This is a genomic window from Hymenobacter sp. UV11 (assembly GCF_004684095.1).
In the GTDB taxonomy this organism is placed as follows: Bacteria; Bacteroidota; Bacteroidia; order Cytophagales; family Hymenobacteraceae; genus Hymenobacter.
This window is the reverse complement of the sequence record NZ_SRII01000012.1, coordinates 67,835-93,238: the sequence shown is the minus strand read 5'-3', so window position 1 is coordinate 93,238 and position 25,404 is coordinate 67,835. Positions and strand designations below refer to the sequence as shown.

Annotated in this window: 19 protein-coding genes and 1 tRNA gene; 4 read left to right on the top strand and 16 right to left on the bottom strand. The window is 63.1% G+C overall.

From position 1 onward, the window contains the following. Positions 1 to 697: 697 nt before the first annotated feature. The 14 genes from E4631_RS20785 to E4631_RS20720 form a co-directional block, all read right to left on the bottom strand. Positions 698 to 2,395, bottom strand: coding sequence for an Ig-like domain-containing domain (locus tag E4631_RS20785; RefSeq protein ID WP_133655768.1), 1,698 nt, complete (start codon positions 2,393 to 2,395; stop codon positions 698 to 700). 60 nt (positions 2,396 to 2,455) lie between these two features. After that, positions 2,456 to 3,361, bottom strand: a complete 906-nt coding sequence (locus tag E4631_RS20780) for a class I SAM-dependent methyltransferase (protein ID WP_133655769.1) — start codon at positions 3,359 to 3,361, stop codon at positions 2,456 to 2,458. A 107-nt stretch (positions 3,362 to 3,468) separates the two neighbouring features. Continuing rightward, a complete protein-coding gene (gene mnmG / locus E4631_RS20775) occupies positions 3,469 to 5,337 on the bottom strand; it encodes a tRNA uridine-5-carboxymethylaminomethyl(34) synthesis enzyme MnmG (RefSeq protein ID WP_133655770.1) in 1,869 nt (622 codons plus the stop codon). A gap of 92 nt (positions 5,338 to 5,429) precedes the next feature. After that, positions 5,430 to 5,885 (bottom strand): GNAT family N-acetyltransferase, encoded by a 456-nt coding sequence (locus E4631_RS20770; RefSeq protein ID WP_133655854.1) that lies wholly within the window; start codon positions 5,883 to 5,885, stop codon positions 5,430 to 5,432. A gap of 152 nt (positions 5,886 to 6,037) precedes the next feature. Beyond that, positions 6,038 to 6,754 carry a GNAT family N-acetyltransferase gene (locus E4631_RS20765; RefSeq protein WP_240735115.1) on the bottom strand — a complete coding sequence of 239 codons (717 nt, stop codon included), beginning with the start codon at positions 6,752 to 6,754 and terminating at the stop codon, positions 6,038 to 6,040. Between the two features lie 23 nt (positions 6,755 to 6,777). Continuing rightward, on the bottom strand, positions 6,778 to 7,245 hold the full coding sequence (ybeY, locus tag E4631_RS20760) for an rRNA maturation RNase YbeY (RefSeq protein WP_133655771.1): 468 nt from the start codon (positions 7,243 to 7,245) through the stop codon (positions 6,778 to 6,780). Then, entirely contained in the window at positions 7,242 to 7,676 is a 435-nt protein-coding gene (locus tag E4631_RS20755; protein WP_133655772.1) for an ATP-binding protein, read from the bottom strand. Before E4631_RS20755 ends, ybeY begins: the two co-directional genes overlap by 4 nt. Before the next feature lie 182 nt (positions 7,677 to 7,858). Continuing rightward, positions 7,859 to 11,350, bottom strand: a complete 3,492-nt coding sequence (locus tag E4631_RS20750) for a DUF4175 family protein (RefSeq protein WP_240735113.1) — start codon at positions 11,348 to 11,350, stop codon at positions 7,859 to 7,861. 96 nt (positions 11,351 to 11,446) lie between these two features. Beyond that, entirely contained in the window at positions 11,447 to 11,860 is a 414-nt protein-coding gene (locus E4631_RS20745) for a hypothetical protein (protein ID WP_133655773.1), read from the bottom strand. Between the two features lie 231 nt (positions 11,861 to 12,091). Next, positions 12,092 to 12,655, bottom strand: a complete 564-nt coding sequence (locus tag E4631_RS20740) for a hypothetical protein (RefSeq protein ID WP_133655774.1) — start codon at positions 12,653 to 12,655, stop codon at positions 12,092 to 12,094. 98 nt (positions 12,656 to 12,753) lie between these two features. Further along, the gene (locus E4631_RS20735) at positions 12,754 to 14,118 is read right to left on the bottom strand and encodes a M56 family metallopeptidase (protein WP_133655775.1); all 1,365 of its coding nucleotides are present in this window, start codon (positions 14,116 to 14,118) and stop codon (positions 12,754 to 12,756) included. 2 nt (positions 14,119 to 14,120) lie between these two features. Next, positions 14,121 to 14,486 carry a BlaI/MecI/CopY family transcriptional regulator gene (locus E4631_RS20730; RefSeq protein ID WP_133655776.1) on the bottom strand — a complete coding sequence of 122 codons (366 nt, stop codon included), beginning with the start codon at positions 14,484 to 14,486 and terminating at the stop codon, positions 14,121 to 14,123. A gap of 555 nt (positions 14,487 to 15,041) precedes the next feature. Next, positions 15,042 to 16,298 (bottom strand): TCR/Tet family MFS transporter, encoded by a 1,257-nt coding sequence (locus tag E4631_RS20725; RefSeq protein ID WP_133655777.1) that lies wholly within the window; start codon positions 16,296 to 16,298, stop codon positions 15,042 to 15,044. Between the two features lie 30 nt (positions 16,299 to 16,328). Then, positions 16,329 to 16,763, bottom strand: coding sequence for a hypothetical protein (locus E4631_RS20720; RefSeq protein ID WP_133655778.1), 435 nt, complete (start codon positions 16,761 to 16,763; stop codon positions 16,329 to 16,331). 313 nt (positions 16,764 to 17,076) lie between these two features. On the opposite strand from E4631_RS20720, the gene E4631_RS20715 reads away from it, so the two are divergent. Beyond that, positions 17,077 to 17,149, top strand: a tRNA-Met gene (locus E4631_RS20715). Positions 17,150 to 17,221: 72 nt separating this feature from the next. Here the strand turns inward: E4631_RS20715 and E4631_RS20710 are convergent. Both E4631_RS20710 and E4631_RS20705 read right to left on the bottom strand, forming a co-directional pair. Continuing rightward, on the bottom strand, positions 17,222 to 17,647 hold the full coding sequence (locus E4631_RS20710) for a hypothetical protein (RefSeq protein WP_135318635.1): 426 nt from the start codon (positions 17,645 to 17,647) through the stop codon (positions 17,222 to 17,224). Positions 17,648 to 17,859: 212 nt separating this feature from the next. Next, positions 17,860 to 18,876: a chemotaxis protein CheB gene (locus tag E4631_RS20705; RefSeq protein ID WP_133655780.1), complete on the bottom strand. Its 1,017-nt coding sequence runs from the start codon at positions 18,874 to 18,876 to the stop codon at positions 17,860 to 17,862. 234 nt (positions 18,877 to 19,110) lie between these two features. On the opposite strand from E4631_RS20705, the gene E4631_RS20700 reads away from it, so the two are divergent. From E4631_RS20700 to E4631_RS20690, 3 genes are all read left to right on the top strand, one after another. Further along, positions 19,111 to 22,173 carry a CheR family methyltransferase gene (locus tag E4631_RS20700; protein ID WP_133655781.1) on the top strand — a complete coding sequence of 1,021 codons (3,063 nt, stop codon included), beginning with the start codon at positions 19,111 to 19,113 and terminating at the stop codon, positions 22,171 to 22,173. A gap of 212 nt (positions 22,174 to 22,385) precedes the next feature. Next, on the top strand, positions 22,386 to 24,725 hold the full coding sequence (locus E4631_RS20695) for a PAS domain S-box protein (protein ID WP_133655782.1): 2,340 nt from the start codon (positions 22,386 to 22,388) through the stop codon (positions 24,723 to 24,725). A 138-nt stretch (positions 24,726 to 24,863) separates the two neighbouring features. Further along, a complete protein-coding gene (locus E4631_RS20690; protein WP_133655783.1) occupies positions 24,864 to 25,286 on the top strand; it encodes a hypothetical protein in 423 nt (140 codons plus the stop codon). Positions 25,287 to 25,404: the final 118 nt, after the last annotated feature.

Below are 25,404 nucleotides of genomic sequence, written 5' to 3'. Positions count from 1 at the left end.
CGGGAGTTGTCCACAGCGTGGATAAGAGGTGGGTAACTATGGGCTTATGCACCGGCTATCCACAGGCAATGTGCATATCATGGGGCTATTGGTGAGAAACTTAACCGGGTTTTCCACTATTCACAGGGGTTATCCACTTATCCACTATTCACAGGGGGTAGGGTGTGTGGATAGTGTTCGTAGGGGGGCAGAGTTATCCACGGTTATCCACAGCGCTGCTGAACTGCTCGCCGGGCCGCATTACCAAAAAAACTTGTCCGCATTTTATCCACCGCCCGCCGGTGGGTTTCCCCACGGTTATCCACAAAAAAGCCCAGCCAACGGCCCGGCTGTGGGAAACCCGGTGGATAACTAGTGGATAATGGGTAAAAACCCGCCTCAGTAACTGGAAATGCAGGTGAGTTATCCACCAAGCTCCAAGCAAAACGGCCTCAACTGGTGAGTTGAGGCCGTTTATGCACATATTTCGCCCAAACAAGCCGAAAACGCCGCGCAGTAACCAACATTAACCGCGCAGTTATCCACGAAAGACGGCTCAGCGGCTGCTACTCAGTGGATAAAGGGGGTAGGAAAGCCAGCTGGGGCATTTTTGGCCGCACACTGGGCAAGCGACCGCCGCGATGGCCTTCCGCGCCCTGGCCTGCCGTTCGCCGGGGCATCCCTACCCCCCTCGCACCGCCAGAAGGCCCCGCGCAGCCTAGAAGCTCAGGTTTTCTTCGTCTTCCCAGCCGGCGCGCACGTCCAGGGTTTTGGGGTAGAGGAAAATGGGCTCGGCGGGCTGGCGCAGGTTGGGGTCGCCGCTGCGCCAGCGGCCGTCGCCATCCTGGTCGATGAGGGCGCGCAGGCGGTACTTGCCGGGCGCGAGGTGGTCGAAGCGGTAGGTGCCGCGCGGCGAGCGCAGCTGCGCCACCACCTGAAACTGGTCATTAAGCAACTGCAGGTCAAACTGCGGGTATTTGCTCGTAATAGTGCCCGAGATGAGGCCGCTCGGGTCCTGGTCAGTCACGGCCAGGCGCACCGGGCGGCGCAGCTCCAGGCTCTGGCCCGTGATGGCCACGATGGCCGTGGTATCGAGGCGGATTTCTACTGTTTTCAGCGCCTTGGTATCGAGGTTCACCGTCAGCAGGGTGCGGTCGGGGCTAAGGCTGGCCTCGGCGGGCACGCGCAACGCGTGGGTTTTCACCGAGTCTTCGCTGAGCGTGCCGGGGCTCTTGCCCGCCACCAGCTGCACCGGCACCGGAAACCGGAATTTCACCTGCCCCTGCCGGTACACTGAGCGGGCGCCGCCCACCAGGCTGGTGCCAGCGGGCGGCGCTTTCTTGCCGGCCGCCGTGGGCACCGGAAAGCGCAGGTTGAGCGTGTCGCGGCGCTCGTTGCCCACGCTGTCGGCGGTGGCCAGCAGGTAGCGGCCATCGCCCACGGCCGGCGTTTTATAGATAATAAATACGTGGGCCTGGTCGGTGAGCTCGGTGGCATTTTGCACGGCGGCCTGGGTGGCCACATCGCCGGGGGGTAGGGCCGCGAGCGTGGCCGTGCGCAGGCCCTCGTTGAAGGTCACGCGGGCTTGGAGGGCGGTGGTTTCGAGGCCGGTGCGGCGGGGGGGTAGGCGGTCGGGCCGCACCAGCACCAGCGTGCGCGGCGCGGTGGTGTCGCTCACCGGCAGCGGGGCGGGCAGGTAGGCGATTTTCTCGCCGTCGTCGAAGCGGCCGTTGTTATTTTTATCGGCCCAGGCATAGATATCGTAGGGCGCCGACCGCACAAAGTTGAGCTGAAACTGGCCCTTGTCGTCGGTGCGGGTGAGGTAGTAGGGCTGGCCCCGGCGCACGCCCACGGTATCGGTGGTGCGGTAGAGGCCCACGATGGCATCCTTGGCGGGGCGGGTCGTGAGCAGGTCTACCACGCTGCCGCGCACCACGCCCGAGTCGAGGGTAGCGCCGGTGCTGAAGCTCAGCGCCTGATACTTAGCCGGCAGGCTCTCATTAGCATCCACAATGGCCTTGCGGAAGTTGAACGAATACGTCGTATTCGCCTCCAGCGGCTTCTTAAACAGCAGCGTTACCGCGTCGCGGTCCTGGCGCACCGAGTAGGGGTTATCAGCCGGCAGCTGGGGGGTAATGAGCAGGTTTTTAGGTAATTCCTTGAGCTGAATGGCCTCCGAAAACGTGAGCTTGATAAACTGCTGCTTCACGTTGCGGGCGGCGCTGTCGGGCGAGGTGGCAATCAGGCGCGGCGCCGTTTTGTCGCGCGGGCCGCCCTGCGGCGAGCTGATGGCCGCGCAGCTGCCCAGCGCCAGCAGCGCCGCCAGCGCCCCCGCCGCCCGCGAGCCCGCGCTTAGCCCGGCGGCCCTACCCCCCCCCTTACTCCACAACGAACGAAAAACAGCGCGAAAACTCATCAGCAAAAAAGCGGCGGAAAAACTCAACAAAAATAACCGCTGCCGTTGCGGCGGCCCCGGCTAGCCGGCGGCCCGCTCAGCTACGTAGAGCAAGCTCGAATATTGCCCGCCATTCTGGGCAGCGTACTGGTTGGAGCGCAAGCCCGCCCGCAGCACCACCAGTGGCCCCACCGGCTGGGCTGGGGTGCGCAGCTGCTCACTCAGCATACTCACGTAGTAGGCGTCGAGCATCAGGGGTAGGGTGTGGGTGATGCGCAGGCCGTGGCGGGCCAGCAGCCGGCGCATGGTGTCGGGCACGAAGTGGTAGAGGTGGCGCGGCACATCGTAGGCGGCCCAGTTGTCGCGGTAATATTGGGCGTCGAGGCTATCGGGGTTGGGCACCGCGATGAGCAGCCGGCCGCCCGGCCGCAGGGCGGCCACCAGCTGGGTTAGCGTCTCGTTGAGGGTGTGCACATGCTCCAGCACGTGCCACAGCGTCACGATGTCGAAGCTGGCGGGGGGTAGGGCAGTCAGCGCGCTCACTTCCAGAATGGGCTGGCCCACACGGGCGGCGGCATCCTGGCGGGCGCCGGGGTTGGGCTCCAGGCCCGTTACCTGCCAGCCGGCGCTTTTGGCCCGCGCCAGAAAGTGGCCCGTGCCGCAGCCGTAGTCGAGCAGCCGGCCCGTCCGGCCGCCGTTCAGCTTCGTAATAAGCGCCACCTTGTGGCGCATGGTGAAGAAGCGTGCCATCCGGTACACGCGGTTTACCAGGCCCTGCGCCGCTGAGTTGTGCGACACGTAAGCCGCTGACTCATAGTACCGCCCAATGTGGGCGGCGTCGGGCCGGGGGTTAGTAAACTGCAAGCCGCAGCCCGCGCACTGCGCAATCGTGAACGTTTCCTGGCTCACCGACTTGTCCTGCACTTGCAGCTTGGCGGGCAAATCGGTGCCGCCGCATATTGGGCAACTTTCTAGTAACTCGTTCACTCGTTTGAATTAGGAATTATGAGTTAGGAATTATGAGTTAAAAATGGGATACAAAGGTACCTAAAGCGCTTTTACCCAATTCATAACTCATAATTCCTAACTCATAATTACCGATTAAGGTACACCATGAGCACCGACACGTCGGCCGGGCTCACGCCACTGATGCGCGAGGCTTGACCCAACGTTTCGGGCTGAATTTTGAGCAGCTTTTCGCGGGCCTCGTGGCTGAGCGCCGGCATGGCGCCGTAGTTGAGGCGGCCCCGAATCTGGAAGTCTTCCAGCTCGCGCATGCGCTGGGCCTGCTGCTGCTCCTTCTGCAAATACGTCTCGTACTTGGTCTGGATAATGGCTTGTTCTTTGGCATCCTCGCTGAAGGCGGCCAGCTTTTGGGCCAGCTCGGGCAGCGCGGCGGCCAGCTCGGGCAGCTCGATATTGGGCCGGCGCAAGAGGTTGAGGGCGCGAGTTTTCTCGTGAATCTCGGCCGAGCCTTTTTCAGTCAAAAAGCCGTTAATCGAGGCTGGCTCGATGCCGAAATTTGCCAGCACGGCCAGCGCGGCGGTGGTGTCGGCTTCCTTCTGGCGCACGCGGGCCAGGCGCTCATCGCTGGCCAGGCCCAGGGCGTGGCCCAGCGGCGTGAGGCGCAGGTCAGCATTGTCCTGGCGCAGCATAATGCGGTGCTCAGCGCGGCTCGTAAACATGCGGTAGGGCTCGTCGGTGCCCTTGTTGATAAGGTCATCGATGAGCACGCCGATGTAGGCCTCGTCGCGCCGCAGCGTGAAGGGCTCCTTGCCAGCAGCGCGCTGGTGGGCGTTGATGCCGGCCATCAGGCCCTGGCAGGCGGCCTCCTCGTAGCCGGTGGTGCCGTTAATTTGGCCGGCCAGCCAGAGGTTGCGCACTGGCTTGGTTTCGAGCGTATTAGTGAGCTGCGTGGGCGGGAAAAAGTCGTACTCAATGGCGTAGCCGGGCCGGAACATCTTGGCCTTTTCGAAGCCCGCGATTGCGCGCAGGGCGCGGTACTGCACATCTTCGGGCAGCGAGCTGCTGAAGCCGTTCACGTAGCATTCCACGGTGCTCCAGCCTTCGGGCTCCACAAAAATCTGGTGGCGGTCCTTATCGGCGAAACGGTTGATTTTGTCTTCCACGCTCGGGCAGTAGCGCGGCCCCAGGCCCTTGATGCGGCCCTGAAACATGGGCGACTTCTCGAAGCCTTCCTTCAGAATCTCGTGCACCCGCTCGTTGGTGTACGTGATGTAGCACGGGCGCTGCCCGGTGAGCGGCGGCGTGTCGAGGTACGAGAAGCGGCTGGGGTTGGCGTCACCGTCCTGCACTTCCATTTTGGAGTAGTCGAGTGAGCGGCCGTCCACGCGGGGCGGGGTGCCGGTTTTCATGCGCCCGGCCTCGAAGCCCAGCTCCACGAGCTGCTCCGTGATGCCGCGGCTGTTTTTCTCGGCGGCCCTACCCCCCCCAAAGTTCTTCTCGCCAATGTGAATGAGGCCGTTGAGGAACGTACCGTTGGTAAGCACCACCGTTTTGCTCCGAAACTCGATGCCCAGCGCGGTGCGAATACCCACGCAGGCGTCGTTTTCGATAACTAAACCCGTCACGGCTTCCTGCCAGAAATCGACGTTCGGAATCTGCTCCAGCGTCATGCGCCAGGCTTCGGCAAAGCGCATGCGGTCGCTTTGGGCGCGTGGGCTCCACATGGCGGGGCCTTTGGAGCGGTTCAGCATTCGAAACTGAATCATGGTGCGGTCGGTAATGAGTCCCGACTGGCCACCGAGCGCGTCGATTTCGCGCACAATCTGGCCTTTCGCTACCCCCCCCATGGCGGGGTTGCACGACATCTGGGCGATGGTATTCATGTTCATCGTCACCAGCAGCACTTTCGAGCCCAGGTTGGCGGCGGCGGCGGCGGCTTCGCAGCCGGCGTGGCCCGCGCCTACCACAATCAGGTCGTATTCAGTATCGGAAAACATAAGCAGCAGCGCTAAGGGGAGTCCGTTGGCTTAGCAGGAAGCAGGACAACGGAAACAGCCTACAAAGTTCGCCACAAAAAGCTGCGCGCCACTTACTGGCTCAGCGACTTGCGGAAACACACGCTATTAGCTACCCCCACGTACTGCCCGTAGTTGGGGGTAGCGGCATAGCCGCAGCGCTCGTAGAGCGCAATGGCCTCGGGCTGGCGGCGGCCGGTTGCGAGCACGGTGGCGGGGTAGCCCAGCTCCTGCGCCCAGCTTTCCAGCTCGGTCAGCACGGCCCGCGCCGCGCCCCGCTGCCGGTGCGTGGGCCGCACATACATCCGCTTGATTTCCACCGCGTCGGCCCCAAACTCCTTGAAGGCGCCGCAGCCCACCGGCTCATCGCCCTCGTAGGCCACCACCGCGTGGCGAATGAGGTTAATCTTGTTGTATTGGGCGTAAAAGGTAGCCTCGTCGCCGTCGCGCGCCGCCAGGTCGCGGTCGAGTAGCTGCACCAGCTGCTGAAAATCAGAGTTTTCGGAAGAGGTGCGGATGAGGCGTAGCATGGGGGGTAGGGCTGGGGTGGGCATTCGTCAGACGGTCATGCTGAACTTGTCGAAGCATCTTGCTCGCTTCGTTGGGAGTAGTAATCCAACGAAGCGAGCAAGATGCTTCGACAAGCGGACGCCAGATGAGCATGACGTTCTAATCTGCCAAGCTATTCCGCCTCTTCCGCCAAGTCCCGCTCCTGGCGCTCAGCCAGCAGCTCGGCGGCTTGCCGATTTACTTCTTCCCAATTGAAGAGCCGCCACTGGTGGGTGCGGGCATTGAATACCTCCGTGGCGGCCGGGCAGGCGAAGAGCTTGTAGTCGAACTTGGGGTAATTGTGCACCAGGTAGCCGGGGTAGTAATACGCCAGCTGGTGGCGGCGGGCGTGCTCTAGCTTGAGCAGCATCAGGTACTTGCCTAGGCTGTGCTTGTAGTAGTCGGGGTCGTAAAAATTGACGATGCCCGCGATGCTATCGGTGCCGCTGTCGAAAACGCCGGCCGCAATAAGCCGCTCGCCGTCGCGCACTTCCAGCACGTGGGTATCGAATACGTTGTGTGTGCCGCCTTCCAGCAGCAGGTCGGCCAACGAGGGGTTAGCGTCGAAATCAATCGACTGGTAATAGCGGGCGTACAGCTCCTCGTATTCGGGCCGCAACTGAAAGGGCCGGCTGGTTACTTTAAATCGCTCATTGAGCCGGAACAGGCGCCGCTGCTTGGGGCCGTAGGCGACGTGGGCCACCGCTAGGCGCAGCCAGTGCGTGGTATACAGGCCGCTGTCGAGGGGTAGGAACTCGCAGGTGAACAGGTTCTGTCCCATGCGGTAGTAGCCCTGCCCGAGGTAATAATCCAGGAAATCGCCGGGCAGGCGGGAAAGCGCGATACTCATGCGGGTAAAAGGCGCTCTACCCCCTAAAAAGTGCGCAGCGACAGGCAGTAGTCTTCCTTGCGGCGCATGGCCGTCTGGCTCAGCAGGTCCTTGTCGTGGTAGCCCAGCAGGTGCAGCACGCCGTGAATCATGACGCGGTGCAGCTCGTCGCGAAAGCTGATATTCAGGTCTTTGGCGTTGTCAGCCACGCGCTCCACGCTAATGAAGATATCGCCCTCCAGCACCTCCGCGTCGTCGGCATTATCAAAGGTGATAATATCTGTGAGCGTGTCGTGGTTGAGGTATTCCACGTTCAGCTTGTGCAGGTAGTCGTCGGAGCAAAAGATGAACGTGAGCTGCGCAATGCGATACTCGTGCACCACGGCAATGCGCTCGACCCAGGCCACGAGGTCCTCGGCGTCGTGCAGGCCAAACTCGGGCACATCCTCGACGACAAACTCAATGCCGGGCGCCTCAAAATAGCGCACGCCGGCGGTGGTAGCTACGCTCATGCGGCGGCTTGCTCGGTGGTTTCGGTGCTAGGGTGCAGGGCAAAGGTTAGCTCCAGGCGGCGGCCATCCTTGCTGAATTCGACCTCATCGGCCAAGTGGCGGATGAGAAAAATACCGCGCCCGCCAGGGTTCTCCAGGTTTTCGGGCGCCGTGGGGTCGTCGAGGTTAGTGAAGTCAAAGCCAGCGCCTTCGTCCTCAATCTCAAACTTGAGCTGATTCGGGTTCACGTAGAGCGAGAGGTACACGTTCTTGTCTTTGTCGAACTTATTGCCGTGACGAATGGCGTTGTTTACCGCTTCCGTCACCGCTACCATTATGTTTCCATAGATATCATCCTCAATCTGGAACGTGTCTTTGGAGTTGTCAATGAAGCTCTCCACGACGCGGATGTTTTCCACGAGCGATGGAATCTGAATTTTAACTTGCTTCATACAGGAAGTGCGAGTAAATAAGGGAGCAGGCAGTAAGCGGAACGGCAAAAGTAGAAAACGACGGGCGAAAATGCAGCTAATCTTGTAGTGCAGTGGTTTTCGGCCACTTGGCGCAATACGGCCTAATCAGAAAAGGTAGCAACCCGCCTCTACGTACGACTAGAAGTAAGGTTGCGGTTTACCTACCGGGTTTTTTGGAAATATTCACTTACTTTCTGCTGATAATAAGGTGTGAGGGTGGGTTGCTGGCGGCGCAGCATTTCGGTTTGCTGCTCCTGGCCGGCGGGCTTGTACTTGTTGAACGCGGGCGGAAATACGGGCGAGTGGTTTTGAGCGGCCTGGGCCTCGCGCTTGGTATCCTGGTCGCGCTCGCGGGCCGATTTTTCGGCTTCGAGCAGGCGCGTCAGTATCTGGCGCTGGCGCTGAATGGTTTCCTCGGTGAGGCGCTTGTTAACGAGGTCGGTTTCGGTCTGCTCCATCATTTTCTTCATCTCGGCGGCGTTGCCGCCGCCGCCCTGGCCGTCCTTTTCGCCTTCTTTGCCATCCTTGCCGCCTGCCTTGCCATCCTTACCCCCCGGTTTGCCGCCGGGCTGGCCGCGGTCCATTTGCTGCATGGCCTGGCGCAGCATCTGCTGCTGGCCGGCCAGGCGGGCCAGCTCCTGCGAGAGGGCGCGGCCGGTTTTGCCGCTCTGCTGCAGCTGCTGAATCTGGTCGTTGAGCTGCTGCTGCATCTTGCCCAGGCTGCCGGGGCCGGGCGAGCTGCCCTTGCCTTTTTTCTTACCCTTGCCGCTGCCGGGCTGGGGCGGCCCCTGGCCCTTGCCCTGCATCTGCTGCAAGTCCTGCTGCATCTGCTTGAGGGCATCGGAGAGCATGAGGGCCAAGTTGTTGACGCTGGTCATGGCCTGCTGCTCGGTGGCGGTGGCGCGGGGCACATCGCGCTGCTTAATGTGGGTCAATGACTCGTCCATGCGGCCATTCATCTCGCCCACCTCGCGGGTCACGAAGCTCTGAATGCGCGGCTCGCGCTTGGCCAGGGCGTAGAGCGAGTCCTGGATAATTTTGGCGTCGTCGCGCAGTTTGCGCTGCGTTTGGCCCAGTTGCACAAAGCGCGGGTCGCTCTGGTCCACGGCCCGGAAGTCCTTCATCAATTTCTCCTGGTCGAAGCTGAGCGTGACCAGGTTGTCGAGGATGTCGCGCAGGTCGTCGATGTTTTGCTGGGCCTTCTGCTGCTCGTCGTCGCTCATCTGGTCCTTCATCTTCTTGGCCATTTTCTTCATCCGCTCGGCGGCAGCTTTTTGGCTCTGGCTGGCTTTCTTGTTCTGGTTTTTGCTCAGCTGCTGCTCGCCGTCCTGCATGTCCTGGTCGGTTTGCTGCTGGTCGGGCTTCTGCTCGTCCATGTCGTTCTGGTCGCCCATTTCCTTGTCCTGCTGCTTGAGGTCGGCCATGTCTTTCTTCAGCTCCTCAAACTCCTGGCGCTTCTGGGTCTGCTCTTTTTGAAGTTCCTGGTTCTTGGCGTTTTGTTCCTTGTTGTTGAGCTGGTTGGCGGGGTTTTCCTTGTCGTTCTCGGCGGTTTTTTCGGCCAGCTTTTCTTCTTCCTTAGCTAGCTGCTCCAGGCGGTCGGCGGTTTGCTCGGCCTTTTGCTCAAACTGCATTTGTTTGAACATTTCGAGGGCGCGGTCCAGCTCTTTCTGCAAGGTATTTTCCTTGTTTTCGAGCTGAGCGAGCAGCTTCTGCATCTCGGCGTCGGGCTGCTTTTGCTGCTCCAGCAGCTTTTGCAGCTTGTCGTAGAGCTTCTTGGTTTCGGGGTCGAGCAGGTCGTTCATCAGCTTTTTCAACTCCTCGGCCTTCTTGGCCATCTCCTCGCTTTTGGGGCTCTGCTGGTCCTGCTGCTTTTGCAACTGCTCAAATTTCTGCTGCATTTGCTGCATCTGCTGGTCGAGCTGCTGCTTCTGGTCGAGCATGTCTTCGAGCTGCTTGCGGTCCTGAAAGCTCATGTCGCGCTTGGTCTTGAGCTTGTCCTGACTCTGGGCCAGCTCGCGCTCCAATTGCTTGCTCTGCTTGGCCGCCGAGCTCAGCTGGCTGGCCACCGAGTTGGCCTGCGAAGCCAGCTGCTTATCGAGCTCGCGGCGGCTGGGCAGGCGATATTCCAAGGGCCGCGAGCGCGTGCTCTTCGAGCCATGAATACCGTCGTTATCAGCAGCTTCTACAAAATATTCGAGGCGGTCGCCGGGCTGCAAATTCAGCGCGGCCAGGTTCCAGGTGTAGGCGTAGGTGCCGCCCGCGCCGCTGGGCAGGGGTAGGGCGCGCTGGCTGCTGCTGGCCGGCTGCTTGCTCTGGCCGCGGTACACGGCGTAGTGCAGGCGCAGGGCCGTGAGGCCGTAGTCATCAGTAGCGGTGCCGCCCACGGCCAGGTAGCGCTGGGCGGTGGTGTCGGCGAAGGCTTCCACCGTGAGGGTGGGATAGGCGTCGGGCACCACCGTGAGCTGGTAGCTGATGGGGTTGGCATTGGCGCTGGCCGCGTTGCGCAGCTGCACTAGGTAGGGCTGCGAGCGCAGCGCCCGGCGCTCGGCCACGAAGCTGTCGCCCTGGTGAGTTGCCTGCACCAGCTCGGCGGGATTATCGAAGCGCAGGGCCAGCGCCTCGGTGGCGGCCGTGCTGAATTCCCAGCGCAGCTGGCTGCCCTCGGGCACGGTCAGGTTACCGCCGTTGCGGATGGTTTCGGCGGGCCGGCCGGTGTAGGGGGGGTAGGAAACCCGCACAGTGAAGTCGCGCAAATCGGGCCGCTCCAGCACCGTGAGGTGGTACTCATCGCTCACGAAGCCCGCGCCGCTGAGCTGAAACATAACGTCACTGGCCGGCTGCTCGAAGGTGTAGCGAAACTCGCCGGCCCGGCCTGGTACCTTGGCCAGCGGCCGCTCGGGGCCGCCCGCCGCCAGCAGGCTCAGGCTGGCGGGCACGGCCTTGCCGGCCACAGCCACATCCAGCGTAAAGCTCTCCCCCTTAAAGACCGTCAGGTTTTTGTTCTTCACCACAAAATCGAACGGCGCGGGCCGCGAGTAGTGGCGCTGGTAGTGCCAGATGCGGCTGGTGGGCTGGGTAATGAAGCTCGGAAAAAACGCCAGCGCCAGCAGCAGCACCGCCAGGGGGGGTAGCACGTACTTCCACAGCGGCCGGCTTTGCTGCTGAATATCAATGCCCTGCGCAAACGATACGCCTTGCAGCTGGGCGGCGCGCTGCTCCAGGCTGGCCAGCAGCAGCTCGTTGCCGCGGGCCTGGCCTTGCAGCTGGAGGGCATTCAGGAGGCGGTCCTGCACCTGCGGAAACAAGTCGCCCACCTGGCGGGCGGCCTGCTCATCGCTGAGCAAGCGGCGCAGGTTGGCCAGCGCGGCCAGCGGCTGCCACAGCCAGCGGCCCACCGCGTACACCACCAGGGCCAGGAAGCCAAACAGCAGCCCCGCCCGCACCGCTGGCGGCAGGTACAGAAAATACTCCAGGGTGTTGAACACCACGAACAAGCTCAGCAGCAGGGCCGCCGCCACCAGGCCGCCGCGCACCAGCAGGCTCAGGTAAAACTTGTGCTTGTAGGCATCCAGCTCGGCCCGCACCTGGGCCAGGGCCGGAAAGTCAGTCGAAGAAACCCCGGCTGCCGCCGGCCGGTCCGCTACCATCGTCATAGGCTAAGAGGAGGCGGGCGTTGCTGCGGCCCGCGCCGCAACAAGTTACACCTGCTTGGGCCAACGCCGGGGGGGTAGCAGCTAGTTCGCCGCCGCTCAGGCTTCGCATAGCCACGCAATAGCGGCCTGTTCTTCGCCAAAAAAATTTACCACAAACGACGGCTTGCCCGCGTAGGCCGACAGGGGCTGGAAATCGGGGCCCGCGTTAATAAGGCCGCGCAGCGCCGGCCCCACCACGTAGGCCACCCGCAGCTGCCGGCCCAGCTGCTGCGCCACATCCGGAAAAAAATCAGACATCAGCCACTGCGTAGTGTGCGGGTCGGGCAGGGTGCGGCAGCGAATATCCTGGAGCCAGTGCCGCGCCTGGGTGCGCTGAAAAGCATCGTAGAGCCGCTCATAGGCACCGGCCAGCTCGGCCAGCTCGGGCTGGTAGTGCCAGCGGCCCATCAGCAGCTCCAGGTCTTCCCGATAAGTGAGCTCAAGTAGCTCGGTCGGCAAATAGTGCGTCATAAATGGCAGTCGGGGTGCAATTGCCTGCCAGTATAGACGCTTGTAGTATCAACCATTCAGCAAATAAATGTAGGTTATTAGCTTTTCGTAATTATAAAGCTAACAGCCAGTTTGCTGCAAAGGTAAGGGAAAGCTAGTTAGCTCGGTTTAAACACCGTAGCCGAGCACTTTCGCCACTGAAGTATACTTCAGTGGCGAAAGTGCTCGGCTTGCTGCGGCAGGCGCGTTGCGCTACTCTTTCACCGGCTGGCCCTGCCCGTCGAACAGCAACTGCCGCCGCTGGTCGCTTTGCTTGAAGGTGGCGCGGTAGCGGTCAGAGCTTCCCTCCAGCGGGCCCACCGTTTCGAGCCTGGCGGTGGGGTAGGCTTTGGTCATGTAGGCCATAATGGCGGCCACGGCGGCATTTTGCGCGGGCGTGGCGGGCGTCAGGGGAAATGACTTATTGAAAGCCGCCACGTCGGCCCGGTCCTGATTCTGCTTGGTAGTTACGAAGATAATTCCTTGCTTATCAGCAGTCGGAGCATACGCACGGGCAGCTTCCCCCTTCACCACATTTATACTGGCAATATCAGCAGGGTTAATTTTGCGCAGGGCGGTGGAGTCTTGGCGCTGGCCATCAACGTAGATAATAGCCGTGGGCATTTTGGTGGCTTGGCTATTTGCAACCGTGGCGGTGGGTACGGGAGCCACTACTTTCTGCGCGCATGACGAGTTCAGTACCAAGGCTAGGAGTAAAGGCGCTGCCAGCAGGTAGCAGCCCAGCGAGCGGGTAGTCGAAGCGAGTTGGGTAAACATGGAAAATGGAGATTTTAAAGGGTGAGTCAAGGCAATGAAAAACTACGTCAGACCAATTTACTGGCTATCAAGTAACTGGAAAGAAGATTGACTTCTGATTACTCGCCCAGAAAATCGCCTTGCGGCGAGAAATAGACGTAGAACGGCCGCTTGCCCCGCACCAGCTGCACCTGGTATTTCACGGCGCTGGTGCTTTTTTTCTTCATCTCCATTACCTGGCCGCTCAGCCGCGCATCGGGGTAGTGGTCGGTGATATAGGCCAGCGCCTTGGGTACCACCGCATTCACCTGCGCCGGGGTGTACACGTAGGCCGAGCCCAAGTCGGCCTTCTCACGCAGGGCCAGCACGGCCGGCTGGTTGGCATTATCCTTTGTAGTGATGATAACAGCGCTGGTCGCCGTGGTATTCCCAAAAACCCGCTTAATCTTAGCTGGCTCATCTTGGATGATTTCCATGTCGAAAATAGTGGTTGCGGGAAGTTCCCCCATGGCCTGCTTGCTGCTGGGCTGGCCATCCAGGTAATACAGGGCATTATCCGGAATATTTGGGTGATAAACAGTTGGTTGCGCAGTAGCCGGCGCAGTTTGGGCGCGCGCCCCGGCGTAGCCCAGGGTTAGCGCCACCACGAGTGGCGCGGCCAGTAGGTAGCGGCCCAGCTGGGCGGTGGTAGAAGCGGGTTGGTTGAGCATGGTGATGCGGTTTTTGAGGGTGAGAAAGGAGAAATGAAAGGCCAGGGCCGGGGCCGGCACGCCGCCCGGCTGCTGGTGCAGCAAGCTGTACTGATAGGCGCGGCGGTCGAGGCCAGTGCGCAGGGCGGCCTGGTCGGCCAGGTATTCGAGGTTGTCGAGCACGGCGCGGCGCAGCAGCCAGGCAGCCGGGTTGGCCCAGGCCAGGGCGGTGGCCAGCTGGGTCACTAGCACATCCAGGGTATGCCACTGGCGCACGTGGGCCTGCTCGTGGCGCAGGGCGGGGGGTAGGGCGGCCGGGTCAGCCAGGCTACTCTCACTCAGGTAGATAGTGCGGCCGAACGAGAACGGCCCGCCCGCGCCCGCCAGCACCCGCACCGGCTGGCCCAGCACCACGGCTGGCCGCGAGCGTAGCCGCACCCGTGCCAGGCTCAGCAGCTGGCCCAGCAGGCGCAGCAGCAGCAAAACCGCGCCGGCCGCATATACATTGGCCACCATGATGACCAGCCAGGCCGTGCCCGCGCCGGCTGGCGAGAAGCTGGCCAGGCGGAGCGGCACCGGCTGGCTGATGGCCACCGGGATGGCCAGCCCCGCTTCGGCGGGCAGCAGCGCCGGCACCGGCAGGGCCGGGTACACGGCCGCAAACAGCAGCGCCCCCAGCAGGTAGGCGCGGTTCAGGCCAAAGAAGGTGAGCCGGCGCAGCAGCCCGTAGTAGGCCAGCGCGAAGAAGGCCAGCACCACGTTGGCCTTCAGCAAATACACGAGGAGGACGCCCATGACTACTCGGGCTTTTGGTTTTCGATGAGCCGGATAATCTCCTGTAAGTCAGCGGCGCTCACCTTTTCCTCCTTCGCGAAAAAGGACACCAGCTCCTTATACGAGTCGCGGAAGTGTTCGCGCACCAGCGCGCCCAGCGAGCGGCGCTGGTAGTCCTCGGCGCTTAGTAGCGGCGCGTAGCGGAAGGAATTGCCAAGCTTTTCGGCCTGCACGTACAGCTTGCGCTCTAGGTTGCGCAACGTGCTGGCCAGGGTGGTGTAGGGTGGGCGCGGGGCCGGCAGCTGCTCCAGCACGTCCTTGACAAAGGCCGGGCCGGTGTGCCAGAGGGCGCGCAGGGCGTCTTCTTCGGGTTGGGTGAGGCGTTCCATACTGGGGCATTACGAATTTTTCGTAATACTACGAATGTTTCGTAATAAGGGCAATGCCTGCTCACCCATTTTTTTCAGCCCGCTGCCAAAAACCCATTTCGCACCCTCAAAAGCGGCTTATTTCTTCCCAAAAATTTTCGGACGACAGCGCTGTTTTTTCGGCTAGCTACTCACCTCCCCATCCGTAGCTCTTCCCTACCCCCCTTGCGTAGCCCCATGCCACCCCAGCAGCTGGCGCGGTTGAGGGCTGGTAACTGACGTTGCGCAGTGGCGAGTAAGACTATAGCCGGTAAATAGCTTCGTCTTCGCTGCCAAAAAAATCGAGGCTGTAGGGACTGCCCGCGTAGGCCTGGGGCAGGGCATAGCCGGGGGCCTCCCCAACTGTTGGCCCGGGTGCCGGGCTACGTGGGGCCAATATTCTTTCAGCAGCCCGCGCTTGGTTTCCTGGCCCGGCGACTCGCGGCGGCGCGGGTCGCCTGGCCAGAAGCGGCAGTCGGTGGCCACGGCCAGGTCGGCTAGCGGCGGGTAGCAGGACCGCAGCCCAATAAACGAAAATTAGTGCGCGGCAGCCCCTACCCCCGCCCCTGGCGCCAGGGTGGCATGGGGTAGCCGCCGCAGCGGCCCCACCGCCACCAGCAGCGCCGCCAGCGTGAGGGCGCCCCCCACTAGAAACGGCATGCCCGGAAAATAAATCGGGGCCTGCGGCCGCGTAAACCAGGCAAAGAGACTGGTCATGAACAGCGGCCCCACTACCCCCGTGGCGCTAATGAGCGAGGTGAGCGCGCCCTGCAGCTCGCCCTGCTCGGTGGGCGGCACCTGGCTCGAAATGCTGCCCTGCAAGGCCGGGCCCGCCAGCCCGCCCAGCGCATACACGGCCGTGAAGGCGAACATCATCCAGCCCTGGCTGGCAAATGCAAACAACACGAAACCAATAGTATAGAACACTATACCTAGCGCTACGGCCCGCGCCGCGCCCAGCCGCGGAATGACGGTGCGCACCAGCCCGCCCTGCACTATCAGCGCCCCCAGGCCCACCGCGCCTAGCGAATAGCCAATGAGCTTCTCGGTCCAGCCAAACTTGAGGATGGTGTAGAACGTCCAGACCGACTGCGTGGCCGAGCCCGCCAGGTAGAGCAGCACCAGGGCCACTACCAGCCCGATTATCTGCGGGTACTTGCCCAGCCGCACCAGGGAGGCTACGGCATTGGCCCGCGCCCACTCGAAGGGCCGGCGCTGCGCCACGGGCAGCGACTCGGGCACCAGAAAGAAGCCGTAGAGGAAGTTGCATAGGCTCAGCACGGCCGCCACCACAAAGGGTACCCGGGGCCCGTAGTGCGCAAACAGCCCGCCCAGCACCGGCCCGATAATGAAGCCCAGCCCGAAGGCCGCACCCACCAGCCCAAAGTTCTGGGCCCGCTTTTCGGGCGGGCTCACGTCGGCAATGTAGGCCGTGGCCGTGGTAAAGCTGGCCCCCGTAATGCCCGCGATAACGCGGCCCACAAACAGCCACGCAATGGTGGGGGCCAGGGCCAGGAAGATGTAGTCGCAGCCCAGCCCCAGCAGCGACGCCAGCAGCACCGGCCGCCGCCCAAAGCGGTCAGACAGCCCGCCCATCACCGGGGCAAAGGCAAACTGCGCCGCCGCGTAGGCAAACGACAGCCACCCCGCGTACTGCGAGGCCCGGCTCACGCCCTCGCCCGTGAGCTGCTCGATGAGCGCGGGCAGCACCGGGATGATAACCCCCAGCCCGATTACATCGATAAGAATCGTGACAAAGATGAAAGCCAGGGCAGCGGGGCGTTTGGGCGACATACGGGGGGTAGGCAGTGATAAGTGCGCAAGCTACGCCGCCGCGCCGGGGGCTAGGTTGGCCGCCAGCAGCCAGGCCACGGCCGCCTGCTCCTCGGTAAAGCGGTCGGCCACGAAGGGCTGGCCCACAAAATAGCTGGGCGGCGGAAAGGCCGCGTCGGCCGCTTCGTCGCGCAGGTACTCCGGGGCCAGCAGGTAGGCCAGCCGGGTGTGGCCGCCCAGGCGCGGGCCCAGCTGCGGTAAAAAGGTGCTTGCCATCCATTGCGCCCCCAGCAGGTGGGTGTTGAGGCGGCGGCGCACGTCGAGCAGCCAGTGCCGGTGGCGGCCCTGCAGGGCCGCTACCAGCAGGGCATCGTAGCCCCGGCGCATCTCCGGCAGGTCAATGGGCCGCAGCCAGCGCGCCACCAGCACATCGAGGTCGGCCCGGTAGCTGATAGTCAAAAAATCATCCACGTGCAGAGAGTCCATTATCGTAGCCGCTTGAGCCGGCCTAAAGGTAGGTAGGCCACTACGGCCCGGCCGACCGGGCCACGAGGCGCTGTCTGGGCGCCTGGGCCAGTTTAGCCACAGCCTACCCAGCGCAAGCGGCTACCAGCCGCCCAAAAACAGGTACCCCGCCTCGCCCTGGCGGGGCGGCCAGGGGGTAGGCGCGACCATAGCCCGCAGCGGGCGGGCAAACTTTTTGGGCTTGATTATCAGCTAGTCAGCGCCCGACGAGCTGTTTTTATGCGGCCATGTTTGCGCCAATGGCTTTTTTTCGTACCTTTGCACTCCCAAACAATGCGGGGTGGAGCAGTTGGTAGCTCGTTGGGCTCATAACCCAAAGGTCACTGGTTCGAGTCCAGTCCCCGCTACTAAAAAGGCCGTTTTCCTAGTGAAAACGGCCTTTTCTCGTTTCCGAGGGGGTAGCAAAGGGCGCGCTGCGGCTAGCAGCTTACCGGCTCGTGGCTGATGCCCGGCGATTTATCCAGCCAGGTGTAGGCACCCTCTATATCCTCAAACATGCTCACGGCGGGGCGCGTGATGGCTGCCATTACTTTGTACACATCGGTGAGGGCGCGCAGGTTGTGCGGTACCACCCAGGCAAAGGCCAAAACCCCCGCGTCGGCCAGCAGGTCGAAAAAATCCTGTCCTACCCAGGCTACAATATCGCTCCAGCCATCGAGGTCGAGGCTGCTGTCATTGAGAATTCTGGTGCTGCCGGTGGCGCGCACCTGCGCTAGTAGCGCTTCACAGCAGGCTTGCGATGCCTGGCTGGTACGCTTGCCCTGCCACGTCGCATACAGCCAGCAATTGTCGGTGTCGTGCAGAACGGCAAAGCCGGGCTGTTCAAACAAGGTTTGCATCGTCATCAGCACATAATAGTTTGCCCAAATATAGCTCCCTGTTTACTGCTGCTTGATTAAGCGGTTGCGCAGTGATTAAGTGACGGCAGCGCAAGCTCCGGACATACAGCGGTTTTCGAGTCCGGATATCCGACCTGGAAACCGCTGTAGTCCGTGCGCCCGGCGGCTCGTTGCTGAACGTAAGCAACACCGAGAAGCGTGGCTCTACCCCGCGCTGCCTAGGTAGTGGGAGCCGCTACCACAGCATCGCTTTGCTCAGCAGTGAGCAAAAACTCGCGCAAGCGGTTGATGTGGCGCTTTATTTCCTCCACGCGCTCCAACTGGGGCTTGTGCCATTGCGCGTCGCCGTGGCTGGCCATGCTGCTAAGCAGGTTCTTGCGCTCTTCCATCATGCGCAGGGCCACCCACAGGGTTTCTTCAATGGATTGCCGCGAGCTTTCAACCAAGGAGTCGGCGGTGTAGGCGTGGCCGGTGTGGCAGCGGTAGCGCAGCACGCTGCCCGCATTCAGCTCCCAGAGCGAGCCGCCGCAGCCGGGGCAGGTGAGGGGCACTTGGTGGCCAAGCTGGGCAATTTGCTCGGTGGTGCCCACTACGCGCTCGGCAATGGCCGCCTCCAGCTTCAAATCGGGGGGAATTTCCATGACATCGGCAGTGGTAGGGGGGGTAGGGCTCACCAGGCTCACCAGCAGCGGGCCCATCGCGTCGAGCGTTACCACGTGGTCAATTTCTACATGGCGCAGGGCGCTCTCGGGCATGCTGGCAAACTCGGCCTCGACGGGGTCTTGCACCACGGCCACGCCCCCGCAGCGCTTGATAAAGTCGAGGCCGGCCGTGCCATCGTGCAGCATGCCGGTGAGCACCACGCCTATCACATGCGAGTCGAAGACCACGGCGGCCGACCGGAACAGGGCATCGGCGGCGGGGCGGTAGTTGTTTTCGTGCGGGCCCTGGGTCACGAGCAGGTGGTCGTCTTTCGTGAGCAGGTGGTGGTTGGGCGGGGCCAGGTAGAGGTGGCCGGCCTGTAGGGGCGCGTAGTTGGTGGCCAGCTCGCAGTGCAGGGCCGTGTGGCTGGCCAGCCGCGCCACCAGCGGCTCGCCGGTCGAGTCGGGCGCCAGGTGCTGCACTACCAGCACAGCAGCGGGCAGCGTAGCCGGCAGCTGCGCCACCAGGCGGGTGAGCGCAGGCATGCCGCCAGCCGAGGTGCCAATGACGATAAGGGAGGAAGGAAGAGGCATAAAAATAGAGAAGGGAGAAAAGCGTGCCCGGCCACCCGGCTGGCAGCTACTGCGGCCGGCACCGGCCCCGTTCTACGGCGGCCCCGCAGAAATAGATAACGCGCGCTACCCCGTATCTTAGAAGGTTGGTAGCTGAAAACTTTGTAGCCGCAGCCGGGCCCGTATTCAGCGCCGCCGCCGCCTACCCCTACCCTGCTGGAGCAGCGGCCTGGCTCACTCTTCTCCAAGATACCCATGAAAAATTCTTCTGAGCTGGCTGAGGCGCTGGCCCCGGCCGAGGCAGCTACCCCTATCGCGTCGGAATCGGTTAATCCGATGCCTGACCGCGGGAGTAGGGCCGGGCGCGCCAAGGGCAGCCGGGCCGAGGTGGCCGAACGGTTTCCGGTGGTGGCGCTGTGCGGCTCGGCGGGCGCGCTGGAGGCGCTGGAGCAGTTTTTTGGCGCCCTACCCCCCGGCAGCGGGCTGGCCTTCGTGGTGGTGGTGCACCGGCTGCCCAACCCCGAAGACGGCACCCAGCTCACGCAGGTGCTGCAGCGCTTCACGGCCCTGCCGGTGCTGGAGGCCCAGGATGGCCTGCGGGTGCGGCCCAACCACGTCTACGTCATTCCGCCCGACCACGACCTGAGCCTGCTGCACGGCAGCTTATTTTTGCTGCAGCCCACGCAGCCCGCCAGCCGCCGCCAGCCCATCGACTTCTTTCTGCAAACCCTGGCCAAGGACGCGGGCGAGCGGGCGGTGTGCGTTATCCTCTCGGGCATGGGCAGCGATGGCACCGTGGGCCTGAAGCTGGTGATGGAAAGCTTTGGGATGGTGATGGTGCAGGAGCCCACCACGGCCACCTGCGACGCCATGCCGCGCGCGGCCCTGGCCACCGAGTTTGTGGACTTTGTGCTACCCCCCGCCCAAATGCCAGCCCAGCTGCTCGACTACGTGGAGCGCCCCCTGGATGTGCGCCCCGCCCGCGACCCGGCGGCCAGCTCGCCGAGCCAGCCCAGCCACGCGCTCCAGAAAATATTTCTGCTCATTCGCACCCAAACGGGCCACGATTTCAGCTTTTACAAGCGCAATACGGTGTTTCGGCGCATTGAGCGGCGCATGAACGCCCACCAAATCAAGGAGTTTACGCACTACGTGCGCTACCTCCAGGAAAACCCCCAGGAGGTAGAGCAGCTGTTTCACGAGCTGCTGATTGGGGTTACCAAGTTCTTCCGCGATGCCGAGGCCTTTGCCAGCCTCAAGGCCCACCTGCGCCCGCTGCTGGCCGCCAAGCCCACCGATGGCACCGTGCGGGTGTGGGCGCCCGGCTGCTCGACCGGCGAGGAGGCCTACTCGCTGGCCATGACGCTCGTGGAGTGCCTCGACGAGCTGGAGCCCAACCGCCACCACCTCAAGGTGCAGATTTTTGCCACCGACATCTCGGCCGAGGGCATTGCCTCGGCCCGCGCCGGGCTCTACGCCGACAACATCGTGGCCGACGTGAGCCCCGAGCGGCTGGAGCGCTTTTTTCAGAAAACCGATACCCACTACCAGATTCGCAAGGAGGTGCGCGACGTGGTGGTGTTTGCCCTGCACAACATCAACAAGGACGCGCCCTTCATCAAGCTCGACCTGCTGGTGTGCCGCAACCTGCTCATTTACCTCAGCGGCGAGCTGCAAAAAAGCCTGCTGCCGGTGTTTCACTACGCTTTGAACCCCAATGGCTTGCTGTTTTTGGGGCCGAGCGAAAACATTACCGGCTACCAGGACTTATTTCAGCCGCTGGATGTGAAGTGGAAAATTTCGCGGCGCACGGCCATCACGGTCTCGCTGCCCCACCTCATCAAGTTTCCGTTTGCCATGGCGCGGCACCCCACCGCCGCGCCCCCGACTACCGCTCTCATGTCTCCGATTGGTACCAACCACCGCCAAAATAGCTCGTTTGCCGCGCTGGTGCAGAAAAACCTGCTGCAGGCCTACGCCCCGCCCGCCGTGGTTATCGACCCCAAGGGCGAGATACTATTCGTGAACGGGCGCACCGGCAAGTACCTGGAGCCGGCGCCCGGCCTGAGCGGCATGAACCTGTTTGAGATGGCCCGCGCCGAACTCAACTTCGAAATCAGCGGGGCGGTGCACCGCGTGGCCCAGAGCCACGAGCCCGTGGTGGTGGACAACGTGCGCGTGCGCACCGACACCGGCGAGCAGCTGCTGCGCCTCACGGTGCGGCCCCTCACCGAGCCCGTGCCGCTGGCCGGCCTGCTGCTGGTGGTGTTTGAGGACCAGCCTACCCCCCGCCGGGTGCGCCAGACCAAGCGCGACCCCGCCGCCGATGGCCGCCACCGCGATGCCGTGGTAGAAGCCCTCGACAAGGAGCTGCAATACAACAAGCACCGCCTTCAAACCACCGTGGAGGAGATGGAAAGCAGCCTCGAAGAGCTCAAAAGCACCAACGAAGAGCTGCAAAGCGCCAACGAGGAGCTGCAAAGCACCAACGAGGAGGCCATGACCAACAAGGAGGAGATGCAGAGCCTGAACGAGGAGCTGATGACCCTTAACATGCAGTACCTGGCCAAGACGGATGAGCTGAGCCAGAGTGCCAACGACATGAAGAACCTGCTCGATGCCACCGAAATTGCCATTATCTTTCTGGATAATGAGTTAATCATCAAGCGGTTTACGCCGCCCGTGGCGCGCATCATCAGCCTGCTACCCGGCGATGTGGGCCGGCCGCTGGCGCACTTTACCTCCAGCCTGCGCCACGAGCACCTGGTGCGCGACGTGCGCCAGGTGCTGGACCGCCTCACCAGCCTCGAAATCAGTATTCAAACCCTGAGGGGCGAGTGGTTTACGATGCGCGTGCTGCCCTACCGCTCGCTCGATAACTACATCAACGGCGTGGTTATCACCTTCACCGATATTACCCGGCTCAAGCTGCTGGAAGCCCGCTTGCAGCAGGCCGCCCGCTTCAGCGAAAGCATAGCCGACATTGTGCGCGAGCCCCTGCTCGCCCTCGATACCGACCTGCGCGTGTATTCTGCCAACCGTTCCTTCGCGGAGGCTTTTCAGGAAAACCCGGCTGAGCTGGTGGGCCAGCCGCTGGCCGCGCTGGGCAACGGCGCCTGGAACCAACCCGCCCTGCACCAGTACCTGCGGGCGCTGCTCGACCCGCCTACCCCCGGCCCGGAGCTGGACAACCTGGAAATTGAGGCCGATTTTCCGCGCCTGGGCCGGCGGCGGGTGCGCCTCTACGGCCGCCGGCTGCTGCACCAGGGCCAGCCCACGGGCCAGCTGCTGCTAGGCGTGCAGGAAGTGAGTGAGTGAGTGAAGAGGGGGTAGGAAAGCGTAGGATAAGCTTTAGCTTGCCGGGCCGGAAATACCTAAGTACCTGAACAACGTAACTTTCCTGCTGGAGTGGGTTTTAGGTCCGTGTACAGCCGCCCCGTACGCCGACTTGGGAACTGCTCTGGCTACCCACTTTGGCTACGGCAAGCTAACGCTTCCCCTCCCCTTCCCTACCCCCCTCCGCTACTCACATGAAAGCCCCCGACCCGCACCCGGTACTGCATAGCCTGCGCCAGCGCGCCGAGCGGCGGCGGCTCGTTTCGGAAAGCCTACCCCCCGATGCCTCGCCCGAGGTGCAGCGCCTGGTGCAGGAGCTGCAAGTGCACCAGATAGAGCTCGAAATGCAGAACGAGGAGCTGCTGCTGGCCCAGACCGAGGCCGAGGCCAGCCGCCTGCAGTACGTGGACCTCTACGACTTTGCGCCGGTGGGCTACTGCACGCTGGCGCCAACGGGCACCATCAGCCAGCTCAACCTGCACACCAGCCACCTGCTGGGCCAGGAGCGCCAGCGGCTGCGGGGCCGGCGCCTGGCCCTGTTTGTGGTGCCCGCCGAGCGTGACCAGTTTGCCGAGTTTATGGGCCGGATGTGGGCCAGCCCCGGCCGCCGCCAGAGCTGCGAGCTGACTATGCGCCGCGCCGACGAAACGACGTTCTTTGCCCAGTTCGAAGGCGTGGCTGCCCCCGAGGGCGCCGACGAAAGCCTACCCCCCAGCAGCTGCCGCCTGGTGCTGCTCGATGTGACGGCCCGCCGCCAGGCCACCGAGGCCCTGACCACCAGCGAGGCCCGCTTTCGGGCCACCTTCGAGCAGGCCCGCGACGGCATGGTGCTGCTTAAGGACCAGCAGGTTGTCGACCTCAACACGGCCGCGCTGCACCTGCTGGGCTACCCCGACAAAAGCCAGGTGCTGGGCCGCAGCCTGGCCGAGTTCTGGCCCGAGCAGCAGCCCAATGGCCGCCGCTCGCAGGAGGTGCTTACCCAGTGCCTGAGCACGGCCCAGGAGCGCGGCTGGTGCCGCCTCGAGTGGCTGCGCTACAGCCCGGCCGGCGAAGAAATCTGGGATGAGCTTTCGTTTAACCCGGTGCAAATACATGGCCGGGCGCTGCTGCATATGGCCTGGCGCGACATCACGGCCCGCAAGCAAAGCGAGCAGCGGCTGAGCGAAAGCGAAAGCCGCCTGCAGCTGGCGCTGGCCGGCGCCGGCGCCGGCGTGTGGGGCTGGGAGCTCGATAGCCAGCTGCTGTACCAGGATGCCCGCGCGCAGGAAATATTCGAGATGGCGCCGGAGGGCACCAGCGTGGTATCCTTTGGCCGGTTACAACAGGCCATTCACCCCGACGACCGGGCCCGCGTCGAAAATGCCCTGGCGCAGGCTCGGCACACGCGCGAGGTATTTGACCTGGAGCACCGCCTGCTGCTGCCCGATGGCCGCGTGCATTATGTGGCGAACGTGGGGCGCTTTAGCTACGACGATGCCAGCGGCCAGGCCCTGCGCCTGACCGGCCTGGTGCGCGACATCACGGCCCGGTGCGCGGCCGAGGAAGAGCTGCACTACAAAAACCGCCTTCTAAGTAATGTGCTCCAGAATATGCCCGTGCTGCTGGCTCGCATTGGCCCCGATGGCCGCTACCGCGAGCACGTGGGCCAGGCCCTGCGCCGCCTAGGGCTGGCCGACAACGAGCTGGTAGGCCAGGTGGCAACGGAAGTATTTCCGGCCGTGGCCCCCTACTTAGCGCGGCTGCTGGCCGGCCACAGCGAAAACTACCAGGTATCACTGCTCCGCAAAGGCCAGCAAGTGACGATGCAGTGCTTTGGCTTTTACGATGCCGAGCGGCAGGAAGTCGTGGTGTTTGCCCTCGACATTACCGACTCGGAACTCTTTAAGGAGCAAGCTACCCGCTTGCAGCTGCGCCAGCAGCAGGAGCTGCTCTCGGCCATTCTCACCACCCAGGAGGAGGAGCGCCGCCGCATTGCCGAAGCCCTGCACAACGGCGTGGGCCAGCTGCTCTACGGCACCCGCCTGCACCTCGACGGCCTACCCCCCTCCGAGGCCGTGCGCGCCAGCAAGGACCTGCTCAACGAGGCCATCCGAGCCACGCGCACCATTTCTTTTGAGCTCACTCCCAGTATTTTAGAAGACTTTGGCCTGGCCGTGGCGCTGCAAGAGCTAGTGGGCCGCATTCCGAGCAGCCTGACCGTGGACCTGAGCCTGCGCGGCCTGGAGCAGCCCCTACCCCCCCTGCTGGCCACGGCCGTGTACCGCATTGTGCAGGAGCTGCTTAACAACGTGATGAAGCACGCCTATGCCCGGGAAGTGGTGGTGCAGGTGGCGCAGGAAGACGGCCAGGTGTACTTCAGCGTCGAAGACGACGGCGTGGGCTTCGATGCCGAGCCGTCGGCTTCGCGGGCGGGCATTGGGCTGGCGGGCATTCGCACGCGGGTGGGGCTGCTGGGCGGCACGTTGAGCAGCCAGTCGCGGCCGGGCCAGGGCACCAGCTTCTTTTTGCAGGTGCCGGTGCCAACGGGGGGGTAGGCGCCGCCTGAGAGCCACCGTAGCGGAGTAGGGTCGGTATTTATCCGAGAAAAAATAAGGGTTTTTCACGTTGGCCTGCGTGGGGCGGGCGCGTAGTTTTGCATAGCTATGTCAGCTTGCTGATTTAACTATGATTCTATGAATAAACGCGCTACCTCTCCAGTTTCGGCTACGTTTACTGCCCACGTCGGCAACTTGCAAACTACGGCGGGCCTGAGCCTGCGGGGCCGGTGCGATACCGCGGCCGCGGCCCAGCAGCTAGCGCAGGCCATTGAAGAGGTAATTGGCTACGACCAGGCACTGGTGTGGGTCGATTGTCAGCGCCTGCTCTCCCTGAGCTGGCACGGCCAGCGCGCCATTTACAACGGCCACCAGCGGGCCCGCGTGGCGGGTACCGGCCTCTACTGGTGCGGCCTGCTGCCCCCCGTGCGGCACCAGCTAGCCGACACGGGCCTGCACCTGCTGCTAGACCTGCTGCCCGCCGCCCGCTACAGCGGCCCCGCCGTGCTGCTCCAAGAGGTGGTGCCCCAGGCGCTGTACACCCGCAGTTTTATAGCCTAAGCCTTCTTTGCCCGTTAAAAGCAGCATAAGTTTTAGCTTGCGAGTGAGCGCCAGCGAACAGCCGGACAACCACACGTGCCAGCTGCTCGCTAGCGCTCGCTCGCAAGCTAAAGCGTGC